Origin of the sequence: Haloarchaeobius marinus, assembly GCF_051207415.1 — an archaeon.
GTDB lineage: Archaea > Halobacteriota > Halobacteria > Halobacteriales > Natrialbaceae > Haloarchaeobius.
This window is the reverse complement of sequence record NZ_JBPKGD010000002.1, coordinates 521,614-547,642: the sequence shown is the minus strand read 5'-3', so window position 1 is coordinate 547,642 and position 26,029 is coordinate 521,614. Positions and strand designations below refer to the sequence as shown.

The 26,029-nt window shown below is 68.4% G+C and carries 27 protein-coding genes; 12 read left to right on the top strand and 15 right to left on the bottom strand.

The window, feature by feature from the left end:
* Positions 1-6 precede the first annotated feature (6 nt).
* Positions 7-300, top strand: a complete 294-nt coding sequence (locus ACSC1W_RS08820) for a DUF211 domain-containing protein (RefSeq protein WP_435346726.1) — start codon at positions 7-9, stop codon at positions 298-300.
* Entirely contained in the window at positions 297-878 is a 582-nt protein-coding gene (locus ACSC1W_RS08815) for a VIT1/CCC1 transporter family protein (protein WP_435346724.1), read from the top strand. The genes ACSC1W_RS08820 and ACSC1W_RS08815 overlap by 4 nt, the downstream gene beginning before the upstream one ends.
* Here ACSC1W_RS08815 and ACSC1W_RS08810 read toward each other — a convergent pair.
* From ACSC1W_RS08810 to ACSC1W_RS08800, 3 genes are read right to left on the bottom strand one after another with little or no spacing between them, the layout of a single operon-like run.
* Positions 856-3,465, bottom strand: coding sequence for a cation-translocating P-type ATPase (locus ACSC1W_RS08810; RefSeq protein ID WP_435346722.1), 2,610 nt, complete (start codon positions 3,463-3,465; stop codon positions 856-858). The two genes, ACSC1W_RS08815 and ACSC1W_RS08810, sit on opposite strands and share 23 nt — an antisense overlap.
* 51 nt (positions 3,466-3,516) lie before the next feature.
* Positions 3,517-4,713 carry an MFS transporter gene (locus ACSC1W_RS08805; protein WP_435346720.1) on the bottom strand — a complete coding sequence of 399 codons (1,197 nt, stop codon included), beginning with the start codon at positions 4,711-4,713 and terminating at the stop codon, positions 3,517-3,519.
* Positions 4,714-4,716: 3 nt separating this feature from the next.
* Positions 4,717-5,760, bottom strand: a complete 1,044-nt coding sequence (locus ACSC1W_RS08800; protein ID WP_435346719.1) for an alcohol dehydrogenase catalytic domain-containing protein — start codon at positions 5,758-5,760, stop codon at positions 4,717-4,719.
* Positions 5,761-5,929: 169 nt separating this feature from the next.
* Here ACSC1W_RS08800 and ACSC1W_RS08795 point away from each other — a divergent pair, with 169 nt between their 5' ends.
* Complete coding sequence (locus ACSC1W_RS08795; RefSeq protein WP_435346718.1) at positions 5,930-7,315, top strand: uracil-xanthine permease family protein; 1,386 nt, start codon at positions 5,930-5,932, stop codon at positions 7,313-7,315.
* 31 nt (positions 7,316-7,346) lie between these two features.
* Here ACSC1W_RS08795 and codB read toward each other — a convergent pair whose 3' ends face one another.
* On the bottom strand, positions 7,347-8,738 hold the full coding sequence (gene codB / locus ACSC1W_RS08790; protein ID WP_435346715.1) for a cytosine permease: 1,392 nt from the start codon (positions 8,736-8,738) through the stop codon (positions 7,347-7,349).
* A gap of 115 nt (positions 8,739-8,853) precedes the next feature.
* On the opposite strand from codB, the gene ACSC1W_RS08785 reads away from it, so the two are divergent.
* Positions 8,854-10,137 carry a cytosine deaminase gene (locus tag ACSC1W_RS08785; protein WP_435346713.1) on the top strand — a complete coding sequence of 428 codons (1,284 nt, stop codon included), beginning with the start codon at positions 8,854-8,856 and terminating at the stop codon, positions 10,135-10,137.
* Positions 10,138-10,155: 18 nt separating this feature from the next.
* On the opposite strand, the gene ACSC1W_RS08780 is transcribed toward ACSC1W_RS08785, so the two are convergent.
* The gene (locus ACSC1W_RS08780; protein WP_435346711.1) at positions 10,156-10,920 is read right to left on the bottom strand and encodes a cyclase family protein; all 765 of its coding nucleotides are present in this window, start codon (positions 10,918-10,920) and stop codon (positions 10,156-10,158) included.
* A 193-nt stretch (positions 10,921-11,113) separates the two neighbouring features.
* Between ACSC1W_RS08780 and ACSC1W_RS08775 the strand changes: the two genes are divergently transcribed.
* From ACSC1W_RS08775 to ACSC1W_RS08760, 4 genes are all read left to right on the top strand, one after another.
* Positions 11,114-12,004 carry an FAD binding domain-containing protein gene (locus ACSC1W_RS08775; RefSeq protein WP_435346710.1) on the top strand — a complete coding sequence of 297 codons (891 nt, stop codon included), beginning with the start codon at positions 11,114-11,116 and terminating at the stop codon, positions 12,002-12,004.
* Positions 12,001-12,510: an SRPBCC family protein gene (locus ACSC1W_RS08770; protein ID WP_435346709.1), complete on the top strand. Its 510-nt coding sequence runs from the start codon at positions 12,001-12,003 to the stop codon at positions 12,508-12,510. The genes ACSC1W_RS08775 and ACSC1W_RS08770 overlap by 4 nt, the downstream gene beginning before the upstream one ends.
* A gap of 56 nt (positions 12,511-12,566) precedes the next feature.
* Positions 12,567-12,812, top strand: coding sequence for a hypothetical protein (locus ACSC1W_RS08765; protein WP_435346707.1), 246 nt, complete (start codon positions 12,567-12,569; stop codon positions 12,810-12,812).
* A 71-nt stretch (positions 12,813-12,883) separates the two neighbouring features.
* Complete coding sequence (locus tag ACSC1W_RS08760; RefSeq protein WP_435346705.1) at positions 12,884-13,864, top strand: MBL fold metallo-hydrolase; 981 nt, start codon at positions 12,884-12,886, stop codon at positions 13,862-13,864.
* 21 nt (positions 13,865-13,885) lie between these two features.
* Here ACSC1W_RS08760 and ACSC1W_RS08755 read toward each other — a convergent pair whose 3' ends face one another.
* Together ACSC1W_RS08755 and ACSC1W_RS08750 are read right to left on the bottom strand one after the other, a co-directional pair.
* On the bottom strand, positions 13,886-14,314 hold the full coding sequence (locus ACSC1W_RS08755) for a DUF2267 domain-containing protein (RefSeq protein ID WP_435346703.1): 429 nt from the start codon (positions 14,312-14,314) through the stop codon (positions 13,886-13,888).
* Between the two features lie 589 nt (positions 14,315-14,903).
* Positions 14,904-15,248: an SHOCT domain-containing protein gene (locus ACSC1W_RS08750; protein WP_435346700.1), complete on the bottom strand. Its 345-nt coding sequence runs from the start codon at positions 15,246-15,248 to the stop codon at positions 14,904-14,906.
* A gap of 143 nt (positions 15,249-15,391) precedes the next feature.
* Here ACSC1W_RS08750 and ACSC1W_RS08745 point away from each other — a divergent pair, with 143 nt between their 5' ends.
* Positions 15,392-15,745 (top strand): four-helix bundle copper-binding protein, encoded by a 354-nt coding sequence (locus tag ACSC1W_RS08745; RefSeq protein WP_435346698.1) that lies wholly within the window; start codon positions 15,392-15,394, stop codon positions 15,743-15,745.
* Positions 15,746-15,886: 141 nt separating this feature from the next.
* Here the strand turns inward: ACSC1W_RS08745 and ACSC1W_RS08740 are convergent, their stop codons facing one another.
* The 5 genes from ACSC1W_RS08740 to ACSC1W_RS08720 all read right to left on the bottom strand — a co-directional run bounded on the left by ACSC1W_RS08740 (position 15,887) and on the right by ACSC1W_RS08720 (position 21,418).
* Entirely contained in the window at positions 15,887-16,345 is a 459-nt protein-coding gene (locus ACSC1W_RS08740; RefSeq protein WP_435346697.1) for a DUF6653 family protein, read from the bottom strand.
* A 62-nt stretch (positions 16,346-16,407) separates the two neighbouring features.
* On the bottom strand, positions 16,408-17,427 hold the full coding sequence (locus ACSC1W_RS08735) for a DHH family phosphoesterase (protein ID WP_435346695.1): 1,020 nt from the start codon (positions 17,425-17,427) through the stop codon (positions 16,408-16,410).
* A gap of 286 nt (positions 17,428-17,713) precedes the next feature.
* Positions 17,714-19,072 (bottom strand): APC family permease, encoded by a 1,359-nt coding sequence (locus tag ACSC1W_RS08730; RefSeq protein WP_435346693.1) that lies wholly within the window; start codon positions 19,070-19,072, stop codon positions 17,714-17,716.
* Positions 19,073-19,166: 94 nt separating this feature from the next.
* On the bottom strand, positions 19,167-19,997 hold the full coding sequence (locus tag ACSC1W_RS08725; protein ID WP_435346691.1) for a phosphosulfolactate synthase: 831 nt from the start codon (positions 19,995-19,997) through the stop codon (positions 19,167-19,169).
* Positions 19,998-20,065: 68 nt separating this feature from the next.
* Complete coding sequence (locus ACSC1W_RS08720; RefSeq protein ID WP_435346689.1) at positions 20,066-21,418, bottom strand: MmgE/PrpD family protein; 1,353 nt, start codon at positions 21,416-21,418, stop codon at positions 20,066-20,068.
* A gap of 98 nt (positions 21,419-21,516) precedes the next feature.
* Between ACSC1W_RS08720 and ACSC1W_RS08715 the strand changes: the two genes are divergently transcribed.
* Positions 21,517-22,512: a CapA family protein gene (locus ACSC1W_RS08715; protein ID WP_435346688.1), complete on the top strand. Its 996-nt coding sequence runs from the start codon at positions 21,517-21,519 to the stop codon at positions 22,510-22,512.
* On the opposite strand, the gene ACSC1W_RS08710 is transcribed toward ACSC1W_RS08715, so the two are convergent.
* Positions 22,496-23,278 (bottom strand): SIMPL domain-containing protein, encoded by a 783-nt coding sequence (locus ACSC1W_RS08710; RefSeq protein WP_435346686.1) that lies wholly within the window; start codon positions 23,276-23,278, stop codon positions 22,496-22,498. The two genes, ACSC1W_RS08715 and ACSC1W_RS08710, sit on opposite strands and share 17 nt — an antisense overlap.
* Positions 23,279-23,477: 199 nt before the next feature.
* Here ACSC1W_RS08710 and ACSC1W_RS08705 point away from each other — a divergent pair, with 199 nt between their 5' ends.
* Positions 23,478-23,792 (top strand): hypothetical protein, encoded by a 315-nt coding sequence (locus tag ACSC1W_RS08705; protein WP_435346684.1) that lies wholly within the window; start codon positions 23,478-23,480, stop codon positions 23,790-23,792.
* Between the two features lie 42 nt (positions 23,793-23,834).
* Here the strand turns inward: ACSC1W_RS08705 and ACSC1W_RS08700 are convergent, their stop codons facing one another.
* Entirely contained in the window at positions 23,835-24,593 is a 759-nt protein-coding gene (locus ACSC1W_RS08700; RefSeq protein ID WP_435346682.1) for a proteasome assembly chaperone family protein, read from the bottom strand.
* A gap of 312 nt (positions 24,594-24,905) precedes the next feature.
* Between ACSC1W_RS08700 and ACSC1W_RS08695 the strand changes: the two genes are divergently transcribed.
* Positions 24,906-25,352, top strand: coding sequence for an Hsp20/alpha crystallin family protein (locus ACSC1W_RS08695; protein ID WP_435346680.1), 447 nt, complete (start codon positions 24,906-24,908; stop codon positions 25,350-25,352).
* Between the two features lie 104 nt (positions 25,353-25,456).
* On the opposite strand, the gene ACSC1W_RS08690 is transcribed toward ACSC1W_RS08695, so the two are convergent.
* Complete coding sequence (locus ACSC1W_RS08690; protein ID WP_435346678.1) at positions 25,457-25,885, bottom strand: DUF7539 family protein; 429 nt, start codon at positions 25,883-25,885, stop codon at positions 25,457-25,459.
* Positions 25,886-26,029: the final 144 nt, after the last annotated feature.

Sequence of the window (26,029 nt, the reverse complement as noted above, 5' to 3'; positions counted from 1 at the left end):
CGAGGCATGGCTCCCGTCCGCCGACTGGTCATCGACGTACTGAAACCGCACGAACCCCCGCTGGTGACGTTCACCCAGCAACTGACCGACGTCGATGGCATCGACGGCGTCACGGCCTCGCTCCTCGAACTCGACCAGCAGGTCCAGAACGTGAAGCTCACCTTCGAGGGGGCAAGCCTCGAATACGAGACGATTCGTGAGGAGGTAGAGTCCCTCGGTGCGACGGTTCACTCGGTCGACGAGGTCGCGTGCGGGGAGACCATCGTCGAGGACCGACGGACGCCTCAGGACGGACTGTGAGTTCCATCAGAACGCGTCTCAGGAGACTGCTCGCGAAGGAGGACGTCAGGGCCATCTCCCGCCGGTACTTCATCTCGAACGGCTTCGACGGGACGCTCACGAGCATCGGCATCGTCGTCGGGTCCGTCCTCTCGGGCGTCCCGGACGGCCTGACCGTCGTGAAGATCGGACTCGGGGCCGCCGTCGGACTCGGCACCTCGGCCGTCTGGAGCGTCTGGGAGATAGAACGCGCAGAGACCCGTGCCGAGATTCTACGCATCGAGCGGGCGATGCTCACCGACCTTGACGACACGCGAATCCAGCGCGAACAGGCCGGTGCACGACTCCTGCACGCCATCATGAGTGGTCTCGGTCCCCTCATCGGCATCCTCGTCCCGCTCGTCCCGTTCCTGTTCGAGGGGACGACGCTCACGATGGCCGAGGCCGCAGTCGTCGGCGTCTCCCTGGGCATCGGCATCCTCGCCGTCTTCGGTGCGTACATGGGGTCGATATCCGGCCAGCGGTGGTACGTCTCCGCGCTCCGCATGGGACTGGCCGGCCTCGTCGTCGCCCTCGTCAACCTCGTTCTGCCGGGGTGAGGCCGGGTCGGGCCTCGCCGGCCTCCGTGGCCGGCCCTCGTCGCTTCACCAGCCACCCGACAGCGAGCAGCGGCGGGAACCCGACGAGGAGCGCCGCCCCGAGTACGCTCCAGTCGCTGGTCGAGAGCGGGACCGTCCCGAAGTACTGGCTGAGCGGCGTGTACAGCACCGACAGGTGGAGCACGAGCGAGGCGACGACGGAGAGGGCCAGCCACGGGTTCGAGACGACGGGCGTGTCTCGCACCCAGCGAACGACGTACAGTTTCAGGAACTCGAAGACGACGAACCCGGTGAACACCATCGTCATCGCGTAGGGGGTGACCGACGGCGCACCGTCGAGCGTGTAGAACGTCAACCCGAGCATGACGGCGGTGACGACGAGTCCCGCGCCGACGACGAGCGAGAGCATGTCGCGGTCGACGATGCCGGTGTCGCGCTCCCGGGGTTCGCGGTTCATCACGTCGCCCGCGGGGTCCGTGCCGAGCGCGAGCGCCGGCAGGCCGTCGGTGAGGAGGTTTATCCACAGCAACTGGACGGCGGGCAGTATCAGGTAGCCGAACAGCGACGCGATGAAGACGAGGGCGACCTCGGCCGCGTTCGCGCTCAGCAGGTACGCGACGAACTTCCAGATGTTGTCGAATATCTTCCGCCCGCGCCTGATGGCGTTGCGTATCGTCGCGTAGTTGTCGTCGAGCAGGATGATGTCGCTGGCCTGCTTCGCGACGTCGGTCCCACGGATGCCCATCGAGATGCCGACGTCTGCGTTCTTCAGCGCCGGTGCGTCGTTGACGCCGTCGCCGGTCATCGCCACGGAGTACCCGTTCGCCTGGAGCGCCTGGAGGATGCTGACCTTGTGGACCGGTTCCGCCCGGGCGAAGACGTCCACCTCCTCGACGCGCCGGCGAAGCGTCTCGTCGTCGACGTCGGCCACCTCGCTCCCGGTCATCACGTCCGAGTCGATGCCGATCTCGGTCGCGATGGCTCGCGCCGTCAGGGCGTTGTCGCCGGTTATCATCTTCACGTCGATGCCGGCGCGGTGGGTCTCGTCGATGGCGTCGGCGACCTCCTCGCGGGGCGGGTCCCGCAGTCCCTGTAACCCGACGAAGACGAGGTTCTCCTCGGTACCCCCCTCGTCGTCGGTCTCCTTGTAGGCGAACGCGAGTACCCGGAGCGCGTCGTTCGCGAAGTCCTCGACCTCCTCCTCGACGCGTGCCCTGCCCGCCTCGTCCAGTTCGACCGGGCCGTCGTCGGTGAGGACGCGGGTCGACCGGTCGAGTACGACCTCGGGCGCACCCTTCACGTAGACCACCCCGTCGTGGACCGTCGCCATGCGCTTTCGCTGGGACGAGAACGGGACCTCGTCCTCGCGCTCCCGCCGGTCCCGGAGTGCGGAGACGTCGATGCCGTGGTCCTCGGCGGCGACGACCAGTGCGCGTTCGGTCGGGTCGCCCGACTCCGCCGTGGCGTCGTTGCAGACAGCGCCGATCTCGAGGAGGCGCTCTACCCTGTCGTCACCGTCCGTGCTCCCGTCGTCGCCCTCGCCGAGGGCGACCGTGGCGTCGTACACCCAGCCACGCTGGACGCGCATCTCGCCCTCGGTCAGGGTCCCCGTCTTGTCGGTGCAGACCACGTCGACGGCCCCCAGCGCCTCGACGGCGGGGAGCCGACGGACCAGTGCGTTCTCGTCGGCCATCTGCCGAACGCCGAGCGCCAGCGTCAGCGTGACGATGGCCGGCAACCCCTCGGGGATGGCGGCGACGGCGAGCGAGATGGCCGTGAGTCCGGCCTGCACCAGCGACGTCCCGCCGAGGACGAGGAACGGGACGACGATGGCGGCGAGTCCGATGACGCCGATACCGAGTCGACGCCCCAGCGTGTCCAGACTCCGCTGGAGGGGCGTCCGCGGGTCCTCGGCGCTGAGCAGTTCTGTGGCGATGGCCCCCATCTCCGTCTCCATCCCGGTGGTGACGACGACGCCGACTGCCCGACCGCGGGTCACGTTCGTCCCGCGGTAGAGCATGTTGGCGCGCTCCGCAAGCGGTGTCTCCGACGGCAGTGGCTCGGTCGACTTCGAGACGGGGACGCTCTCGCCCGTCAGCGGCGCCTCGTCCAGTTCCGGGGAGCGTCCGTCGACCAACCGGGCGTCCGCCGGGACGACGTCGCCCTGTTCGAGCAGTATCACGTCCCCTGGGACGAGTCCGGTGGCGGCGATGGTCGTCTCCTCCCCGTCGCGTCGGACCACGACGTCCGGCGCTGCCATCTCGCGGAGCGCTTCGAGGCTCTGCTCGGCGCGGTACTCCTGGACGAACCCGAATATCCCGTTCGCCAGCAGGATGATGCCGATGAGGACGGCGTCGACGGTGTGGCCGACGGCGACAGAGAGCCCCGCGGCGACGAGCAGGACCCAGATGAGCGCGCTTGAGAACTGCGCGAGGAAGACCCGGAGCGGGCCACGACGCTCCTCGGTTTGTATCTCGTTCGGCCCGACGTCCTCGAGTCGCCGGGCCGCCTCGTCCCCGGTGAGACCAGCCTCCGAGGTGTCGAGTTCGTCGTACACCGCCTCTCGCTGCTCGGTGTGCCACTCCATCGTGCCTGGTTCGGGTGACGGGGGCCTGATAGTTAGCGTTAGCGACGGCGGTCACGCTCCGGACGACCCGGTCCCGACGGTCGCCAGCCAGAGCACGCTCGCGAGGCCCACCGAGACGGCCATCGCGCCGATGCCGACGGCGAACGACCCGGTGTCGGTGAGCAACCGGCCGACGAGCCACGGGTAGACGAGGGCCGCGAGGTTCCCGACGACCAGCATCCCGACGAGGGTCACGCCGGGGTCCGGGGCGATCTCGGTGAACGCCAGCGCGAACAGCGGCCCGAACGGGACGCCGAAGCCCAGGCCGGTGAGGACGACGCCGGCGGCGAGGAGCAGTGGCCTGTCGGCTGCGATGGCGACGGCGGTCCCGGCGAGGACGACCGTCTGACCGACGAAGGACCAGCCGACCGTCGCGGCGTCGCCGAACCGGGCGGCGAGCACACCACCGACCGCGCGCCCGGCCACGGTCGCCAGTGCGAAGCCGACGAGGGCCGCCGTCGTCGGGATGGACGACCCTGAGAGCAGGTCCGCGTACCAGGTCCCGGCGACCATGAGGAACCCGAAGGTGACGGCGTTCCCCAGGGCGAGCGTCGCCGCGACCGGCGTCTGGAGCGCCCGGACGTACGCCAGCAGCGACGGGACCGACGCCTCCCCGCTCGATGGGAGTCGAAGCGACCCGGCGGCCCCGACCCCGGCGACGACCGCCGAGACGACCGCCGGGACCAGCGGGCCCACCGTAGCTATGGCAGTCGGCGTGGCCGCCAGTCCGACCGCAAAGCCGAGCGTGAACCCGGCACCGAGCAGTCCCTGTGCCGTCGCGGTGTCGGCGCCCGTCGTGCGTCGCCCGACGTGCGTCATCGCCGCGACGAACGCTGCACCCTGTCCGAGTCCGACCAGTACCCGCGACACGAGCGCGGTCGCGAGCGTCGGCGTCGCGAGCATCGCCGCCCCGACGGCCGCGACGAGGAACCCGGCGCTGGCTATCGTCCGCGGGGCGACCCGGCGACCGATGCGGTCGGCCGGCAGGACGGCGACGGCCTGCCCGAGCAGGAAGAGGCTCGTCCCGGCCCCTGCCGTCGCCGCCGGGACGCCGGCGTCGACCAGCACGGGGACGAGCGCGCCGTAGCCGCCGACGGTCAGTCCCAGGCCGAACAGCCCCGTCCCGAGGGCGAGCACCGCACCTGCCGGGACGCCGTCGGTCGTCGACCGGTCCCCCGAGACCGACCGGTCCTGTGTCAGCGACGCCATCGGTTACGGTTCGAGCACGCCCATCCCGGCGGTCCGTCCGGCCCGGAGGCGACGGTGGTAGTCCGGAACGTCGGCGAGAGCCAGTCGGTCGCCGACGTCGGCCTCGACGCGGCCGTCCGCGACCAGCCGGGCGGCGCGTACCACCTCGTCCTTCGTCGCGTACCGCGACCCGACGAACGACGCCTCCTTCACGACGTACTCCTTCATCGGCGGGTCGAAGGTCCGGTCGTGGTGGGTCGTCAGCGAGACGAATCGCCCGCCCATCTCCAGTGCGGTCCACGCCTCGCGTAGCGTGTCGAGGTCGCCGACGGTGTCCACGACGACGGACGGGCCGTCTCCGTAGGGGGTCGCATCCCGGATGGCGGCCGCGAAATCGTCCCGCGACGCGTCGACCGCCGTGACGTGGTCCCCGGCCGTTTCCGCGTGGGCGAGTCTGTCGTCGACGACGTCGGCCGCGACGACGTGCGCGCCGCGGAGTCCCGCCACCTGTACGAGGTGGTACCCGATACGGCCCGCCCCGCCGAGGACGAGGACGGTGTCGTCGTCGCGGACGTCGGCGCGCTCGCAGACGTGGACGGGCGTGGCGACGCCGTCCGCGGCGACCGCACCCTCGGCGAAGGAGGCGGCGTCGGGCAACGGGAGCGCGTTCGCCGCCGGGAGGACGGCCGACTCCGCGTAGGCACCGTCGCGGTCGACGCCGTACCAGCCACCGAAGTCGGTGCACTGGTTGGTGTCCCCCCGTCGGCAGGCGTCGCACCGTCCGCAGGTGAGATAGAAGTACGCCACGACCCGGTCGCCGACGGCGAACCCGTCGACGTCCGCCCCGACCGCGTCGACGACGCCGGCGAACTCGTGGCCGGGAACCCGGGGCGTGAGGTCCGGGTCGGCCGAGAGGCCGCCCTGGACGGCGTTCTCGACCGTCCGGGTGACGCCGCACGCCCGGACGTCGACGCGGAGGTCACCCGGCCCCGGATCGGGTCGCTCGACCGTCTCGACCGCCAGCGCGCCGCCCCACTCGTCGAGTACGACTGCGTTCATCGTCGACATGTGTCGTGGGTCGGACGCCACCCAGTTAGCTGTTAGCAGGCGCTAAGCCCCCTCCCTCAAGGAGCTGCCGAAGGCGGCGAGTAGGCAGGGGTAGTTCACTCGTAGCGTCCGTTCGGACCACCGTGGTTCCGGATGAATATTTATGATGCCCCCCTGCGTGGACCGTGGCATGAGTGACGCTACCGAATCACGTGAATCGTCCAGTGGTGGACTGATAGAGTACGGAATCGAGGACAACCCGGGTCTCGAGGAGGCGATTCCCCTCGGCCTGCAGCACCTGTTCGCGATGTTCCTCTCCACGGTGGCGCTCCCGCTGGTCATCGCGGGGGCCATCGGTCTCGGCCCGGCAGACCAGCAGTTCATCGTCCAGATGGCGCTGCTCGTCGCCGGCATCGCGACCATCGTCCAGGTGTACCCGCTCGGACCCGTCGGTGCCCGGTTGCCCATCGTCATGGGGACGAGCGCCATCTTCGTCGCGCCGCTCATCAGTATCGGGAACGAGTTCGGACTGGCCGCCATCTTCGGTGCGGTCCTCGTCGCCGCACCCGTCGAGGTGCTCATCGGCCACTACTTCGACGAGGTCGAGGACCTGTTCCCGCCGCTCGTGACCGGCATCGTCGTCATGCTCGTCGGCTTGACCCTGATACCCGTCGCCATGCAGTACTCGGCGGGTGGGCCGGGGGCACCGACGTACGGGAGCATGGAGAACCTCGGCTTGGCGGGCCTCGTGTTCGTCGTCGCCGTCGTCCTGAACCAGTTCTTCAGCGGGTTCCTCCGGGCTGCTGCCGTCCTCGTCGCGGTCGTCGTCGGCTACCTGGCCGCGATTCCCCTCGGCATCCTCGACCTGTCCAGCGTCGCCGAGGCCGGTTGGATATCGGTGCCGACGCCGCTGGCCTACGGCCTCGAGTTCGAACCCAGCGCCATTCTCGTCGTCGCGTTCGCCTACATCATCACGTCGATGGAGACCATCGGCGACATCTCCGGGACCACCGAGGCCGTCGGCCGCGACCCCACCGGGGACGAGGTGGAGGGTGGACTCATCGCCGACGGGGTGATGAGCGCGTTCGCCGCCGTGTTCAACGCCTTCCCGAACACCTCGTTCTCCCAGAACGTCGGCCTCATCGGGTTCACCGGCGTCGCCAGTCGGTTCGTCGTCGGTATCACGGGCGTCTTCCTGGTCGTCCTCGGGTTCATCCCGAAGGTGGCCGCCGTCGTCGCGGCGATGCCGGCACCGGTGCTCGGCGGCGCGGCCATCGTCCTCTTCGGCATGATAATCTCCATCGGCCTCCGAATCATCTCGCGTGGCGCGACGCTGAACCAGCGCAACCTCACCATCATCGCGGCGTCGCTCGTCCTCGGCGTCGGCGTCGAGGTGCAGTCCGACGTCCTGCAGAACGTCCCGTCGGACCTCCGCGTCCTGGTCGGGTCCGGCCTCATCGCGGGCGGCATCACGGCCCTCGTCCTCAACGCCGTCCTGCCCGAGGGCGACGAACCGATGGCGACGGCGGCGACCGAGGAACGTCGTCAGTCCGCCCCGGACCAGGGCGAGGTCTGACCCGGCGGCCACGCTCTCGCGGAACCGCCAGCTAGACCATCTCTGCGTCCTCCGGTACGTCGTGGGAGGGCAGGAGACCGCGCTTCTCGAACAGGTAGACCGCCGCCAGGTGGAACAGGCCCGCGGCGACGATGCCGTTCAGCGACGTTATGCCGGGGAGCACCTGCGGGGCAGGGACCCCGGGGGCCACCGACCCGGCGGTCAGGATGGCCACGACGCACCCGATTGCGTAGGCGACGATGGCCGACCAGCGAACGTCGGTGAACTCGACGTCGTCCATCCGGGGTATCGCGTCGAGGCCCCAGACGAGCAGGAAGTCGGCGATGATGACGCCGCCGATGGGCGGGACGTACTGCCCGAGCGTCGCCAGCCACGGGATGAGCAGGTCGTCGACGCCGACCAGCGCCAGCAGGATGCCGATGGTCCCGCCGACCAGGATGAACGGTCGCTTGCGGTCGAAGTCGAACGCCTCGGCGCCGGCGACGCCGAAGGCGTACGCGGCGTTGTCGTTGGTCGTCCAGATGTTGAATATCAGGGCGACGAGTCCGACGAGCGCGAGTCCCTGCGCGGTCAGCACCGCGTAGAGGTCGCCTGCTGGCTGGACGTCGTAGACCGACCCGCCGATGGCCCCGGAGAAGAACAGGAAGCCGTTGCCGACCAGGAACGCGATGAGACCGGCCCAGAACCCGACCGACCTGTTCCGCGCGAAGCGCGCCCAGTTCGGGGCCTGCGTGCCGCCGCTGATGAACGTCCCCACGACGATGGTGACTGCGACACCGAAGGTCATCTCGCCGCCGCCGACCTGCGCCATGAGTCCGTCCACGCCGCCCACCTCGCCGACCGCGAGGACGATGGAGAGCGTGCCGACGACGAACAGCAGCGGGACGGCGACGTACGACAGTTTCTCCATCCCCGCGTAGCCGAAGTAGGCGGTCGCCAGGTGGAACACGCCCCAGAGGACGATGAGCGCCGACACGAACGTCGGCGTCTCGATACCCAGGTACTGTGCGGTCGGCACGGCGATGAGGGGGATGGTCACGCCGAACCAGCCGACCTGCGTGCCCCCGAGCAGGAGGTCCGCCCACTTCGCGCCCAGTCTGCCGAAGGTGTACCGCGAAAGCAGCACGGTCGTCAGCCCCGCCTTCGCCGCGATGGCACACAGCGTCGCCACGTACACGCCGAGGATGGCGTATCCGACCGTCATCGCGGTGAGCATCGACCCGAAGCCCATCGCCGCACCGACCTCCGCGCCGGCCCACATCGTGCCCGCGAAGAACACGAAGCCGAGCAACACGGCCGAGATGCTCACGAGTCCCTTTCGCTCGGTCTTCGGGACGTGGTCGACCGGATAGTCGGGGTCCGGCAGCGCCTCGTCGCCGAAGACGAACTGTCGCCAGTCGAATCCCTCGTCTTCAGTTGCCATGGTTGGGTTTGACAGGCACGGGTTATCAAAGTAGGCCACGCCCCGACCGCCGAAGTCCGGTCCCGTTGCCCGTGGCGAGCAAACGATTTTGACCGTCCCGACGCATGGTACGAGCATGTCCCACTTCGTCATCACGGACGCGACGACGGTCGCCGGCGACCCGGTCGACGTCGCCGTCCGGGACGGACGGATCGCCCACGTCGGACCGCCGGGGACCGCCGACCCGGAGTCCGTCGACCCCGACCGGCACCTCGACGCGAACGGGCGACTCGTCGCGCCGACGTTCACCGAACCACACATCCACCTCGACGCGACCCTCACCGCGGGCGAACCGCGCTGGAACGACCCGGGCACGCTCGCGGAGGGCATCCGCATCTGGGCCGAACGGAAGGGAGACCTGACCGTCAGGGACGTCAAATCGAGGGCGAGCGAGACCGTGGAGTGGCTGGCCGCCTGCGGGGTCACCCGGGTCCGGACGCACGTCGACACGACCGAGGAGACGCTGACCGGCGTCGAGGCGCTGCTCGAACTGCGCGAGGAGGTCGCCGACGTCGTCGACCTGCAGGTCGTCGCGTTCCCCCAGGACGGCGTGTTCACCGCGCCCGGACACGAGGACCTGCTGGTCGAGGCGGTCGAGATGGGCGTCGACGTGGTCGGCGGCATCCCGCACAACGAACACACCCGCGAGGACGGCGTGAAGGACGTCCGGACGGCGGTCGACCTGGCCGAGCGCCACGACCTCCCACTGGACCTCCACATCGACGAGACGGACGACCCCGGGTCGCGTTTCACCGAGGTCCTCGCCAGCGAGGCCCTGAAGCGCGACCTCGGCGACCGGACCACCGCCAGCCACGCCACGGCGATGCACTCGTACTCGAACGCCTACGCGGACAAACTCGTCTCGCTCGTCGCCGAGAGCGGACTCTCAGTCGTCACCAACCCACCCGACAACGCCGTGCTACAGGGCCGGTACGACGACTACCCGCGGCGGCGGGGACACACCCGCATCGACGAACTCCACGAGGCCGGCGTCACCGTCGGCCTCGGCCACGACTCCGTGATGGACCCGTGGTACCACTACGGTCGCGGCGACCCCCTGGACGCGGCGTTCGTCCTGCTCCACTACGCCCACATGAACGGGCGTGACGACGTCGAGACGCTCTGGCGGATGCTCACCCACGCGAACGCGAGCGTGTTCGGCGCCGAGGAGTACGGACTCGAGGAAGGTGCGGAGGGGTCGGTCCAGGTGTTCGATAGCCCGACGGCGTTCGACGCGCTCCGGACCCGCGCGCCCCGGACGCTCGTCCTCAAGGAGGGCCGGATAGTCGCCGAGACCGAGCCGTCCGAGACGACGGTACGACGCGAGGAGGGCCCGCGACAGGTCGACTTCCATCGCTGACCGGGGACCAGAATCCCGTCAGGCTTCGGTGAACGCGACGACCCGGGAGACGGAGGACTCGCCGCCCCGGAACCGCCACGGGAACGTCCCGATCTGGCAGCGCTCGTTCAGCAGTTCCTCGGGGACCTGTGCGTTCTCGACGTGGACGATGCCCTCGGGGAACAGTTCGGTGTGCATGAGCTGGTACCCCTCCGGCGGGAATATCTCGTCCAGGTCGTCGACGCCGAGTTTCTCGCGTGCCTCGGCCGCCAGTTCGGGACGGACGTCCCGGACGACCGTGTTCATCGGGTGGTCGGCGCTCCCGCAGTCGAGGACGAGGTAGTTGAGGTCCATCTCCTTGCACCAGTCCGCGAACTCCATGTTGGGGCCGGGATGCTTGCAGAAGAACGCGTGTGGGTCGGCCTCCTCCCGGTGCCAGGCGTACTTCTGGTAGCCAGTGTGGACGAACAGGATGTCACCCTCGCGGACGTCGCAGACGTCCTCGATCATGTCGCTCGTGTAGACGTCGTAGTCCCCCACCTCGTCAGAGATGTCGGCGACGACGGCGTCGCCGACGAGTTCGTCCAGGGGCATGGACTCGATGTCGCGGCCGTGGGCGATGAAGTGCTTCTCGCCGTCTAGGTGCGTCCCGGTGTGGTTCATGAACTCTATCTTCTGGCCGTTGACCTTCTCGGTGTCCAGACTCTTCTCGTACCAGACCTTCGGGTTGTCGTACGTGGGCCAGGCGGGCGTGTCCTGCGACCAGGGCTGTGTCAAGTCGTGCATCTCGTAGCCGTCGAGCATGGCGCGAACACACACGTGGCGGGTAGATAAAGGTTGACTGCCGACACGTGAACCGGTGGACCCCGACCGCCGCTACCGGATACTGGCATGCGAATTCACACCAAGATTTAATAGCGCGGTCCCCCGTCATACGTGGGTACAGGTTCCGAACGTCGACGGGTCGAACGAGCGCCGAATCAGCCACAGCACACAGATGAAACCAGCGAAATTCCAGTATCACCGCCCGGAGTCGGTCGACGAGGCCATCGAACTCGCGACCGACCTGGAGGAAGCAGAGTTCATGGCGGGCAACCAGTCCCTCGGCATCGTGATGTCGAACCGACTGGCGACGCCCGAGCACATCATCGACCTGAACGCACTCGACGAACTCGACTTCGTCGAGGTCGGAGACGACGAGGTCCGCGTCGGGGCGCTCACGTCCCACCGGGACGTAGAGCGCTCCAGCGCACTCGCCGAACACGCGCCGATGTTCCCGCAGGCGGCCGAGCAGATCGCCGGTCCGAGCGTCCGGAACCGCGGGACGCTCGGGGGGAGCGTCGGCGAGGCCGACCCGGCGGGGAACTACCCCGCCGTCCTCGTCGCCCTCGACGGGCGCATCACGATGCGGTCGCCCGACGGGCCGCGAACGGTCGACGCGAGGGACTTCTTCATCGCGTACATGTTCACGGACAGGGGCGAGGACGAACTCATCGAGTCGGTCTCGGTCGACCGACGGCCCACGGACCGGACGGGCATGGCGTTCGAGGAACTGAAGCGCGCGTCCCAGACGTGGCCGACGCTCTCGGCCGGCGCCGCGGTCACGGTGGACGACCCCGACGCCGACGAACCGGTCGTCGAACGCGCCGACCTCGCCCTGGCGAACGCCGACGACGTCCCGTTGCACGTCCCCGACGCGGAGGCGGCCATCGAAGACGAACCGTTGACTGACGAGACGCTCGCGGCGGCCGGTGCCGCGGCGCGCGAGGCGGCCAACCCATCCGAAGAGATGCACGCAGACACCGAGTTCAAACTGGAGATCGCGAGCGAGTACAGCCAGCGGGCCATCCGGGCCGCACACGACCGCGCCACGGGTGGTGCGCCGTGATAGAGTTCGAGGGCGAGTTCGAACTCGACATCCCGCCCGAGGACCTGTGGCCCTACTTCACCGACCCGGACGTCATCGCCGACTGCGCGCCCGGGATGAAGGAGTTGAAGATGAACTCGCCGTCGGAACTGGAGGCCGTCATGTCGGTCAAGGTCGGGAGCGTCAGCCCCACGTTCGACGTCGACGTGGTCGTCACCGAGGCCGTCGAACCGTCGACGCTGGAGATGAGCGCCGTCGGGAACGCCAGCAGGAACGCCTTCGACGCCGCGGCACACATGGACCTCCAGCGGTCCGAAGACGGTGGAACGGTCGCGGCGTGGACCGCGACCGCCGAGGTATCCGGACTCATCGCCAGTCTCGGGCAGCGAGCGCTCGGCGGCGTCACGAACCGACTCGTCAACAAGTTCTTCACCAGTCTGCAGGAGACGGCGGAGGCCGGCGAACCGGCCGAGTCGAAACTCAGGGCCGAACCGGAGGCGGAGGCGACGGTCGGCGAGGACGAGTGACCACGGGGCCGGCGCCGGTCCCGTCGACTTTTGTCGGGCGACTCCCTACGGACCCCATGGTCGACTCCCGGACGGCGACTGCGGTCGTCGGGTTCCTCCTCAGTCTCCTCGTCAGCATCGTCCTCTGGCGGTACTTCGGGACGGTCGTGTTCTTCCTGTTCGTCCCGTTCGTCCCGTTCCTGTTCCGTCGCGGCCGGTCGGCGGCGGGGACGGAGCGCGTTCGGTCGTGTCCGACCTGTGGGTTCCGGACGACCGACGACTCCTACAGCTACTGTCCCCGTGACGGCACGAGACTGGAGTAGACCGGTCGGCGGGCGACGTCGCCGGGAGCGCAACACGTTTTTGCCGTCCACGCCTCGTCCCGGACAGTCGAATGCAAGAGGCACGACGGATTCCGGTGACGACCGGGTCGGGCGGAAGCCCGGAGGGCGGGAACAGCGCCTACGTCCTCCCGGACCGGGGACTCGTCGTCGACCCCGGCCCGCCGGGCGACGGCGCGTGGAGACGGTTGCGCGAGGGCCTCGACGACGCGGGCGTCGGGGTCGACGGCGTCGACCACGTCCTCGTGACCCACTGGCACGCAGACCACGTCGGGGCGGCCCCGCGACTCGCCGCCGAGGCCGACGCGACGCTCGCGCTCCACGAACGCGACGCACCGCTGATCGGCGACTACGCTGCGGAGCGGGCGCGCAGACTCGAACGCGACGCGCGCGTGCTCGAACGCTGGGGCGTGCCGGACGACCGGGTCGAACCGCTCGTCGAGTTCGACTCGCCCTCGCCCGTCCCCGACTCGTTCCCCGTCCGGTCCCTCGCCGACGGCGACACCGTGGCGGGCGTCGAGGTGCTCCACACGCCCGGCCACACGGCGGGCCACGCGGCCTTCGTGCTCGACGACCACGCCTTCGTCGGCGACGCCGTCCTGACGACGTGTACGCCGAACGTGGGTGGCGGCGACACCCGACAGGAAGCGCCGTTGACCGACTACCGAGAGACGCTCTCGCGACTCGAAGACCGCGTCCGGGTCGCTCACCCCGGCCACGGCTCCGAGTTCGAACTCGAACCCAGGACCGGGACGCTCCGCGCCCACCACCGCGACCGGTCGTCGCGCGTCGTGACGGTCCTCGACGGCGAGGGTCCCGTCACGCCGTGGACCCTCGCGCGGACCCTGTTCGGCGAGATGGAGGGCTACCACGTCAAGTTCGGCGCCGGCGAGGCGTTCGCCCACCTCGAACACCTCGACCGGCTCGGGGTCGTCGACCGATGCGGCGACGACCCGGTCACGTTCCGGCGCAGCGACGTGACGGCGGCGGCGGCGGACCGACGGCTCTCGGCGGCGTTCGCGCCCGAAGCGTAGGGCCGGCAGGCCGGAACCCGATTACGAACGTTCGTGCTCCTTCCAGCCACCGGCGTCGAGGACCGTAAAGAGCTTCCGCCAGTTCTCGTCGTCCTCGCTCTCGGGAAGCTGGTTCCGCAGGTCGTTGACGTCCGAACGGGGCACCAGCGACGCGACCAGGTCGACGATGACCTGGGCGTGGTAGGCGGCTTCGGGCCGCTCGACGCCCTCTATCTCGCTGACGCGTGCGACGAACTCCTGCCAGTCGAATCGCTGGCCGTGGTCCCGGACCGCGCCCGTCATGTACCAGTCGATCTCCATCGGGAGCGAGGCGGCGAGGTCCTCTGCCGCCCCCTCGGGGATGCGCTCACCCAGCGTGTAGAGCGTCGCCCGAATCGCGCGTACTGTCTCACCCGTGCCGGGGAGTTCGAGTCGGTGCTGGACGGTTCCTGTGAACTCGTCGAAATTCATGCTCTCTCCCGGTCGGAGAGACGGCGGGTAGCACCCTAAACCCTGCCACGCTTCGCGTTCGAGGCGACGGCCGTCACCCGACTCCCGCCCAGGTCCGCGCCCGCTGTTAGATAAGGACCTGCTACCGTCCGCTGGACCGACCACGACGGGCCACCGACACCGGTATCGAAACCCAGGGCCGGAGTCGGCGCGTCGACCGTCACGTCGCGTTCGTCGCCGGGAGAGACGACGAGGTGGACAGTGGATTTGTACTCTACGATAGACTATCAGTGTATCTGTTACTACCACACCCTTCGGAATCGTGGTGCGAATGGACGGTGGGTTGCTGCCCAGTGAACGTATGGAGATTGTATTTGCTCGAACATAATAGCAAATTCGACCAGTTATTCCGGAGTAGGTGAAAATTGTGTTATCGCGGTACAATGGACAGATATGCTAAATTTGGGGCGTACTACAACTTATGTGGGGAGACAGGTCTCGACGCTCGACGGGTGGTCCCCGACCCCTGCGCCGACGTGCCGGTACCCCGTGACGAGGCCCGGGACGGCGACGGCGGGACGACCCGGAACCGGAGGCCGGTCTGGGTCGCTCAGTTGCGTCGTTCGAGTCGCTCACGTCGGGATTCGAACTCCTCGTCGCTCAGGTCGCCGCGGGCGTACGCCAGCCTGAGTTCTTCGAGTGCCCGTTCGTCGCCGCCGTCCGAACCGGTCGCGGCACGGTAGAGCAGGTACCCCGCACCGACGAGGACGGCGAGGAACAGGAACTGTGTGACGACTACGACGAGCATCCACCCGCCGAAACCGGTCCTGTCTCCCCAGTAGCCACCCATCGTCGGGCCGAAGCCCAGCATCCTGAACCCCATGGCGAACGTGGGGAGGACGAGCAGGAGGACGACGACCGCGACGAGGGTCCTGTCGGTCGTGTTCGGTGCCATCGTGTTCACCAGTGTCGAGGTCCGTATCGGGACGCTCGTGCAGAGGTAAGTGCTACATCCACATTCCATCTTTCCCTCGGTCGGGGGTACCAGCAGACGCAGGCAACGTGCTGAACGGTGGCGAGGGCGTCGGACGGCACGCAATGTCCCTCGCAGAAACCGTATCCAAGATAGACCACCTGAGCGACGAGGAACGGGAGTGCATCGAGATCTGCAACGAATCGGTCGAGGTCTGTGAGTGGTGCGCCGACGAGTGCCTCGGCGACAGCGACATGGAGGAGTGCGCCCGACTCTGCCGCGACGTCGCCGACATCGCGTCGCTGCACGCGAGACTCATGGCGCGGGACTCGAACTACAGCCCGCAGCTGGCGGAAGCCTGTGCCGGCGCCTGCGAGGAGTGCGCCGAGGAGTGCGACCAGCACGACGCCGACCACTGCCAGGTCTGCGCCGACGTCCTCCGCGAGTGTGCAGAGAGCTGTCGGAACATGATGGCCTGACCGGCGCCGCCCGCCAGCAGTTCGAGTTCGACCGCGGCCGTCCATTCTCTTCGGTACAACCGGCCTTTCGAGCCACGGCAGTCGACGAGCGCTCGACGCCCGCGGCCGATGCCGACGACGACCGAACGGCTACCTTTCCGGTCAGCGTTCGTGGACGGCCGAGTCGTAGCATCTGCCTATCGCCTCCACCCAGCCCAGTTTCAGTCCCATCGAGAGCGCGGTCGCGAGTACGGCCCGACCGGGTCTCCGGGCGTATGCCTCGTACAGCGCGTAGGCGAAGATTGGCACGTTAATAGTGTTGAGCACGTTCGGCCATCCGAGTCCGAGCGTCCCATTTCCCGCGCGGAGCCACCAGCGCTCGGCGCGGACGCCCCTCGTCATCCAGCTTTCGGTGTCCGGGTCGGGCGGTCCGAACGCGACGGGGTTGAGCACCGCGGCGAGGACCGCGGTGGCGACCAGCCGCCAGTCCCGCCGGTAGAGCGCGACCACGAGCAGCGGCGCGACGAGGAGGCGGGACCACCCGCTCTTCGGGTTGGAGTGGCGCTCCCAGAACGTGTCCGCGAGCCTGCGTCGACGCGAGGGCTTCGATTCGGTGGCCATACGACGAGTAGGGCCGCCGGTGACGTAACTCGCCCGCCGGTCGGTGGACGACGTTCGACGGGTCACCCGTCGGTCTCGTCGAGACCCAGTGCCTCGAAGAACCGCCGTACGATGCGACGGGAGACCAGTCTGTCGAGCTGGTCCTCGTTCTCCTCGTCGAGGTCCGCGAACAGGCCCAGCGGGATGCGTCCACCGGCCTTGTCCTGGTGGCCGCCCGCCGTCCCGATGTCACTGTACGTCTCGTGGAGCACCCGCCCGAGGTCGACCCTCGGGTCGCCCGACCTGGCGCTCAGCTGGACGCTGTCGTCTACGATGCCGAACACGAGCACGGTCGAGATGCCCTCGAGGTTGAGGAGGTACTCGGCGACCTGTGGCAGCGCGTCGCGTTCGGTCGTCCGGCCGACGCTCGAGACGAGTGCGGCCCCGCGCGTCTCCCGCGTCTGGATGGCCCGTCCCATGGCGTCGAGCGTCGCCGGGGTGAACGCCGCCCCGTACATGCGTTCGAGGATACCCAGGTCGGTCGTCGGGAGGACGCGTCGTGCGGCGACGTACTCGTGGACCGAGGGGTTGCGGACGTAGTCGAGGCACTCCCGGTGGAGGGCGAACAGCAGGGCGCTGGAGAGGTGTGGCCCCGGTTCGACCTCGAACTCGTCGAGGTACTCGACGAGGATGGACGCCGTCGCCCCGTAGCTCTCCCGGACGTCCACGAAGCGGCCGACCACGTCGACGTCGTCCGGGACCGGGTGGTGGTCGACCACGACGTCGACGCTCGTCCCTCTCGGGACCGCCGTGTTCCGCCCGGGGATGGCGTGGTCGACGAAGGCCAGGGCGTCGTACTCGTCGATGGTCGACCGGTCGACCGGGAGCAGTTCGATCTCGAGCAGGTTGACGAACGCCCTGTTCTGCTGGTGCGAGATGTCCCCACTGTACAGGATGTCGACGGACGCGACGTCCCGGTCCTCGGCGATGGTGCGGAGGGCGAAGGCACTCGCGATGCAGTCCGGGTCGGGGCTGTCGTGGCACACGATGCCGAGGGTCCCGGCGGAGTCGAGTATCCGCGCCAGTGCGTCGAGGTCTGTCATGGCTCGGGTCGTCTCGTGACGCCGGCCGGGTGGCAGCGACGGCTGCCCACCTCACCCGAACGCCCGGCGTCCCAGTGAGTGTTCGTCCTTCAGGGACATAATCGGTCGGGGCACACCTGGCGTTCCGACCCCGGCGAGTTCGAGACCAGTCTCTTCGACGACGGTCGCCGTAGTCGGGATCACGCGGCCGTCGTCGCGAGTCGGAGGGGACTTCGTCCTCGCCGGGACGAACCTCTTCGGCGGGTTCACCTGGGGGCTCCCGGGCGGGTCGTCCCGGTGTTCGCGGTCAGTCGGCGGTCTGCTCGCAGCCGAGGTACGGGACCTCCTCCTCGATGACGTCGCGCTCGAAGTAGAGCAACTCGACGACGAACACCGCGACGGCGATGAGCACCACCGCGTAGAACGTCCCGCGTTCCGCCGCGTACAGGTGGTAGAACAGCAGGACGAAGAAGAGCGCGGCCCCGACGGCCCCGACCGCCGGCGGCACCGCCCGTATCTCGTCCGCGTCGCGCTGGCCGAACGCGAGGAGGCTCATCCCGCCGAACACGACGATGAAGGCGAGCGACGCGAACGACGTGATGGCGGAGAGGCTCCCGTACACGGTGAACACGCCCGTCACGAGGCCGATGAGGAGCAGGGTCCGTCTGGGCACGCCACTCGTGCTCGAATCCCCGGCACGGTCGGGGAGCAGGTCGCTGGACAGCATCCCCTTGGCGAAGTACCCGGCCGAGAACAGCGTCGCGTTGATGGCGCTCCCCGTCGAGAACAGCGCCGAGAGCGAGATGAGCACGGCACCTGCCGACGCGAGGCCGAAGACGCCCCCGAGCGTGCCGGCGGCGTCGGTCAACGCGGTGTGGGGGTTGCTCTGGAGCGCCTGCGGTGCGAGGTTGAACGTCGCCAGCGCGACGAGGACGTAGATGGCCACGGCGACCGGGATGGCGACGTACACGGCCTTCGGAATCTGGTCGAGGGGGTCCGACATGCTCTCCTGGTCGTAGAACAGCAACTGCCAGCCCTGGAACGCGACGAACGAGACGGCAGCCGCCATGATGGGGCTGAACGACGTGAACTTCGAGAATCCGACGTGTACGGGTTCGGGCGTGGCTCCGAAGGCGTACAGCAACCCACCGACGCCGAACACGACGAGGACCAGCACCTTCAGGCCGACGAGGACGTTCTCGGCCGACCCCGAGGCGCGCGCCCCGAGCAGGTTCAGGCCGACGAAACCGGCGACGGCGAGCACCGAGACGACGGGCCGGAGGGGGAGTCCGGCGACCTCGTGCGGGACCAGCGGGAGCGAGACCGTGAACTCGCCGAACGCGTAGGCGTACATCGCCATCGACCCGATGTACCCGATGAGGAGCGTCCAGCCGACCATCCCGGCGAGCGTCGAGTTGCCGGTGAACGACTGGACGAACGTCACCGAGCCACCACCGTTGCTGTCCTCGTCCGCGACGAGGTCGTTGAGTCCCACGTAGGAGTAGCCGGCACAGAGTGCGACGACGCCCGCGAGGACGAACGCGCCCCACGTCGCGGCGCCGGTTATCTGGGTGACGACGCCGAGGACGGCGTAGATGCCGCCGCCGATCATCCCGCCGAGTGCTATCGACACCGCCGCCGTCAGTCCCAGGCGTCCATCGCTCATGTTCGAACACCACTACGCCGAGGGGCCTCCTGTGCCTGCGGCCTACAGACTGAGGACTGCGCGACCGACAGCAGCCTGCCCTGTCGCGTCGACCTCACTCGCGCTGGTAGGAGGTGATGCGGCCCCAGGTCGACTTCTTGCCCCAGAGCCCCGAGCGCATGCACTCGCACTCGACGATCTGGGAGTTGTCGACGAAGAGGTTCACGTTCGGGCCGAAGTTCTTGATGTACCACTCGAAAACCTGCGGGTCCGCCGCCTCGAACACGCAGTTCTCGACACCGACCTCGTTGGCGATCTCGAACGCGACGTCGGTCCGCCAGTCGCGGACGCGTTCGGTGATGCCCTCCGACTCGACCATTATCTTGTACGCACCTGCGTCGAGGTGGCGCTGTGCCGCCTCGATGGCGCTCCGGGGGTCGATGGCCGCCTCCGACTCCAGTTCCTCGACGCTGGACGCGCCGCCGGCACCGAACTGGACGTTTATCTCCGGTTTGGCCTTCAGGTCGTGGTCCTGGACGAGTTCGGTCAGCGCGACCATGTCCTCCGTGTCGATGGCGATGAACCCGGAGGATATCTCGACGATGTCGAAGCCGAGTTCGCCGGCCTCGGCCACGTACTCCTCGACGTGGTCCCGGTCCTTCACGAGGACGTTCTCGACGAACCCGCCCGTCGACACCTCGACGTCGTGTTCGTGGCAGACGTCGACGAGTTCGCGGACGGCCGACTCGGGCATCAGGGCGAACGAGCCACCCGAGAACTTGTAGATGTCCACGTAGTGACCCATCGTCTCTAGGATGTCCCTGAGTTCGCGCGGACCCATCGGGTCGTAGTAGGGGCCTCGAATCTCGGTGATGCCCCTGTCGCGTGGCTTGTCGGGGCGGTGATTGACGTGCAGGAAGTCGAACGCTCTGTCGTCTATCGGCATGGCGTTCGTGGAGTACGGTGGCCGCACCCTTCAAGATGGTCGACGGGACACGTCGTCCCGACCGGTCGTCAGTCCAGCAGGGCGACCAGGTCTCTCGCGTCGTGCTCGTCGAGGGTCCGGACGGTCTCGACGATGGCCTCGCGCCGGTCGGCGTCGTACCGGTCGGCCGTCATCGCCTCGAACTTCCCCTCGAGCTGGTCCCAGGTCATCGGTTGCGTCGGGTGCCCCCGGAAGGCGTCCTTCTCGACGCGGTAGACCGTCCCGTCGCTCACCTCGACGTCGACGACGGCGGGCATCAGGCCCGACTCGAACTGCTCGGTGAGTTCGTCGTCCTCGGTGACCTCGACGGTCTGCAGGAGCGACTGGACGTCCTCCCGCCGGATGCGCTCGGGGTCGTAGGTCTCCCTCGTCAGGTCGCGGTCGATGAGCGCGGCGGCGAGCATGTACGGGAGCGAGTGGTCGGCCTGGGCCTTCGTCTCCACCTCGTACCGCGACCCCTCGCCACCGCCGATGATGAGTTTCGCGCCGGCGAAGGTGTCCAGTCGGACGCCCTCGACGTCGTCGGGGTCGACGTCGTGTTCCGTGGCGAGTTCGACGACCCCCTCGACGGCGGACTGGGCGTACGTCTCGGCGACGTAGCGCTTCGTCATCGTGTCGAGGACGCGCTCGCACCCGGGGTCGAGGTCCACGTCGAACTCGCCGGAGATGGTCTGTTTCCAGCCCTTCTGCCCCTCGAAGAGGTCCCTCGGTCCCTCCATGCCGTTCCCGGCGAGCATGACGGAGTAGACTGCGTTCCGTGCGGCGTTCGCGCTCGCGATGCCCTTCCAGTCGTTGATGCCGCCGGTCCGTGTCACCCGGAGGGCGTTGTGGGCCGTCCCTGCGATGCCGACCGCGTTCTGGAGTCGCTCGTGGTCGAGACCGGCGACGTGCCCGGCGCCGCAGGCGGCCGAGAGGACCGTGTGCGTGACGTGGTCCCATCCCCTGTTCCTGACGGGCGCGTTCCACGCGAGTTCGCCCTGCACCTCGTAGGCGACGCCGATGGCCGCGAGGAGGTCGGCGCCCGTGGCGTCGGCGTGTTCCGCACAGGCCACGGCGCTGGCGATGTTGTCGCTCGGGTGAGGCGTCTCGCCCGGTGCGAGGAACGAGTCCATGTAGTCGAGATAGCGCGTGAGCGACGTGTTGTACATCGCGGCGTCGGCTGGGCCGGCCGACGCGTCCTGCCCCCAGAGTCGACACGGCCCCTCCGGCGACTCCTCGGTCACGGTTTCGCGGACCGACTCGACCGGTTCGGCCCCCATCGCCCCGACTGCGATACCGACCGAGTCGAGGACCCGCTTCTTGAGTTCGTCGACGACCTCCGGGGAGAGTCCGTCGTAGTCGACCGCCTCGACGAAGTCTGCGAGCTCCGCTGTCGTGGTCATGTCGCCACGTACGCGACCCTCGTAGAAAACCCTCGGGGAGGGTGCCACACGCCGCCGGACGCGAGGCGTTTTGTCGCTGGCCGTCGAAGCCAGGAGACATGGCGTCCAGCATCGGACTGACGGGCGACGTGATGCTCGGCCGTCTGGTCGACCAGTACCAGCGCCAGCGGGCGGTGACTGCCGTCTGGGGCGACGTCCTCGACCGTCTCGGGGCGCTGGACGGCCTGTTCGTCAACCTCGAGTGCTGTCTCTCGACCCGCGGCGAACCGTGGCGACGGACGCGCAGGCCCTTCCACTTCCGTGCCGACCCCGACTGGGCCGTCCCCGCGCTCCGGCGCGCCGGCGTCGACTGCTGTGGGCTGGCCAACAACCACGTCCTCGACTACGAGGAGCGAGCGCTCCTGGACACGCTCGACCACCTCGACGAGGCCGGTATCCCCCACGCCGGGGCTGGCCGGACGCGGGAGGAGGCGTTCCAGCCGGCGGTCGTGGGCGTCGACGACCTCGACGTCGGGTTCGTCTCGCTCACGGACAACACGCCGGAGTACGCTGCGACCGAGACGGAGCCCGGAACCGCGTGGGTGGAGATCGACGTGGACGACGCGGAGACCCGGGCCGCCGTCGACGAGACGCTCCAGCGAGTACGGCAGCACGACCCGGACCTGCTCGTGGCGTCGCTGCACTGGGGGCCGAACATGGTCGAGGAACCGCCCGAGTCGTTCCGCACGTTCGCCCGGTGGCTGGTCGACCGTGGGGTCGACGTACTCCACGGGCACAGCGCCCACGTCTTCCAGGGCGTCGAAGTGTACGACGGACAGCCCATCTGCTACGACACCGGCGACTTCGTCGACGACTACGCCGTCGACGAGCGACTGCACAACGACCGGAGCTTCCTCTTCGAACTGACCGTGACCGACGCTGGCGAGGTGACCGAACTCCGGCTCACGCCGACCGAGATAGACGACTGCGCGGTCCACGAGGCTCCGGACCCGGTGGCCCGGTGGAGCAGGAAGCGGATGCAGGCCCTCTCGGCCCCCTTCGGGACCACCTTCGAGCGCGAGGGCGACCAGCTAGTGCTCAGCCTGCCCGGATGACGGCCGGGGAACCCGTCGCGTTCGCGCCGGCCGACGCCTGCGTCGCGTTGTACGTCACCGTGACGCTCGCGGTGACGGTGACCGGACCAGGGTCGACGACGGTCCCACTGGTCGCAGCCAGTTCCTGCCGGGGGACGAACGACGGGTCGTCACGCACGACGCGCCGCACGTTCTCGAGCGCGAGGTCCGTGGACGCCGCCAGCACCTCGGCCTGGTCCCGTGCATCCTCGACGGCCCGTTCGAGCGCGCGCTCCCGGAGCGACTCGTAGCGACTCCGCGAGAGGGTGAAGGCCACCCCGTTCACCTCCGTTGCACCGGAGTCGACGGCGAGGTCGACCACCGCACCGGCGTCGTCGGGGTCGGGAACCGTCACCTCGAACGACTGCCGGGCGACGAACGTCCTGGTGCCGTCGTCGTTCCTGCGCTCGAAGATGCGGTAGTCGGTCGTCGTCACCTCGTCGACGAGGCGGGAGGAGGCGAGCGCAGACCGCAACCACGAGGCGTTCGCCGCCACCCCGTCGGCCGCGGCGCTGGCAGAGTCGCCGGTGGCCGTCACGGCGACGAACACCAGCGCCCGGTTCGGTTCGGCCGAGGCCTCGCCGGTCCCGGAGACCGTGACGGTCGCCGTGCCGTCTCCCGGTGCGGCCTGCTGTCGGGCGTCGGGCGCCACCCGCGGTCCGTCGTCCGGACCGGCGGTACCGCCGACGGCGACGAGGCTCACCACGAGCAGCAGCGAGAGTATCAAAGACGTGAGATTTACTGGCATACCCATCTCTGATGGCGCGACGTGGTTATTGTAATTTCCTCGTTTCCGACCTCTACTGCCGTATAATCCGGTCGTACAGGCACGACTGCGCCGTATCCGGGCTGTCGACTTGCTTCGAAAGCGGGTCCGCTCTCACCCGTCCGCACCCTCGGCGGTGAACCGTCGAAACGTCGAAGGGGAGGCGCGCGCAAGTACCACCATGGCCGAGACGCGCTGGGAGGACATCGTCGGCAAGGAGCTCCGCTACGCAGACCACACGTGGGAACTGACGGGGGACGTCTCCCTGCTCGACAGTGGCGACGTGCTCGCCGTCGAGGCGAGACAGACGGACGACGTACAACGCGACCCCGCCACGCTGTTCTTCGACAACGCAGACCCGCCGGACTCGTTGAACCCGGGGAGCCACGGCGACCACTTCCACCACCTTGAGTGGGTCCGCGACACCCCGGTCCTCATCGTCAAGACGGACGGTCCGACGTACCGGTACGAACTCCAGCGAGTGGAGTACGAGTGACCGGACCGCCGCAGCCCAGGGCGTGACGGCGCCCTGGGGCGACTACATGAACATCCTGTCCTCGGGGTAGTCGTGACTGCCGAGCGCCTCCTCTCCCTCGACGGTGGCGAGTCGTTCGCTCAGTTGCTGGTAGTACTGATTCAGTTGCTCGCCGAGTTCGCGCAACTCGGTCTCGTCGAGGTCGAAGCCGTACGTCGCCTCCAGCGCGTCTAACAGCCTGAGAGAGGCGTCCACGTCGGGTCCCGGCGGGTGCGTCGGCGTGATGAACACCCCCGTCTCGGGGGCGGCTTCGTCCAGACTCCGGGTCACGACCTCGCCCGCCACGCCGTCGAGGAAGCCGCCTTTCAGCGGTCGCATCGCCGTCTCGGTGAGTCGTCGCTCGCGGAAGGCGGGCGTCGAGACGTAGAACACCTCGTGTTCCTCCGGACCGTGTGGGAACGGGATGCCGTGGAGGATGACGATCTCGTCGATGCCCTGTTCCCGTGCGAGTTCCAGGAGGGCGTCGGTGTAGGGCCGGGCGGCGCCGACCGGGATGAACAGTTCGCCGACGAGCGCCAGCAGTCCGGTCCCCTCGATGGTGTAGAACCGGCTGTGATGACGTGGGACCCCGTCCTCGAACGGTGCGATAGCCGGCAACTCCTCGGGTGCGATGTGGCCGACCTCCGACGACTCGAGGTTGCGAACGAGGTAGTCCATCGCCGTGACCCCGGCCATCCCGAGGTGCGGCTGGCCGATTATCAGAGTTGTCGCTGACTCCTGGCCGTCCGAGATTTCGAGCGTGAACGACTCTCGAGGCTCCATCTCGTTCGAACGTCGGCGGGCAGCGACGTAATTATTGGCACTCTGTCTCGGGGCTGTCAGGCCGGACGACCGCTCTCCCGGTCCGACCCCGGTACCTCGTCCCGTACGGACGGTACGAGTCTTCTACCGCGACCGTTACACTGCTATTTCTGTAACAAACGAGTGATTAACTCGCCGACGCGAGCCTGCTGCTCGACGTGCCGACGGGTCTGACGGACGAGGACCGCGACGGTTCTGGCCGGCTGCCGGATGCGGCCGGGTCGACCTCAGCTTATTTTGCGATGGTCGCCGTAGTGGTACCCGAGAGGACCCATGAGTACAGGCAGCAACCCCTTCGAGGAACTCGAACGACTCTTCGAACGCATGAGCCGACAGTACGACGAGGCCTCCCAGCGATGGGAGCAGGGCGACACATTCGGTCGACTCTCGTCGGGAACCCGGGAGATGGCGCTCGACCTCGTCGAGCACGACGACGAGTACGTCATGACCGTCGACGTGCCGGGCTTCTCCAACGACGAGGTGGACGTCCGGATATCTGGACAGACGCTCCGCATCGAGGCCGAACACGAGGAGGCCGTGGACGAAGAGTCAGATCGGTACGTCAGACACGAACGACAGCACCGCTCCATGGAGCGAGCGCTCGAACTCCCGGACGGCGTCGACCGGGAGAACGTCGACGCCCGGATGAGAAACGGCGTCCTGACCGTGACCCTGCCGAAGGTCGAGACGGGCGAGTCGCGTCGGATAGAGATAGAGTGAGGGAGACCGGACCACCACGCTCCGCCTTCTGTGTCGGGCCGCCGTCCATCACCACCCCGCAGTGACGACGTCGCCGGTCTGAACGACGACGGTCCGGTGACGGGTCACTCCTCCGGAGCGTGCCGTCCGGCCAGGTAGTCGTCGAGTTCCTCCTGGATGAGTCGTGCGACGCGCTCTGCGTACTCCCAGAGCACGTCGTTCAACTGGTCCCGCGTCGGGTCGTCGAGGCTCTCCTCGCCCCGGTAGCCCTCGTAGGGGATCTCGGGATGGTAGATGCAGACGACCTGTGGACCCTCGTCGTCGATGGTCGTGGGAGCGATGCCGTACTCGTCGGCACCCCAGAATCCGTCCCCCGTCTGGCGGACGAGTGCCGAGTCGATGCGGTCGAGGAGGTTGAGTTCCTCGCCTGTCAGCACCGCGTCCGGTCCCTCGAAGAACTCGCTGTAGGCCTGGTCGCGCGCCTCGTACTTCCACCCTTCCAGGTGGGTCTGTGCCTGCCGGAGTCGCTCTCGCTCTGTGTCGCTCGTCGCCATCGTGGTCACAGTTTCGTCGGCCGTGCTCAAGAATACGTCGTCGGGGGGAGACAGGTTCGGGCCCGGAATCGACACACGGACCGGCGACGTGTGGGAAAGATTTATATACTTTGTTCCCTTACCTGTAGTTAGTATTCCGGTCGC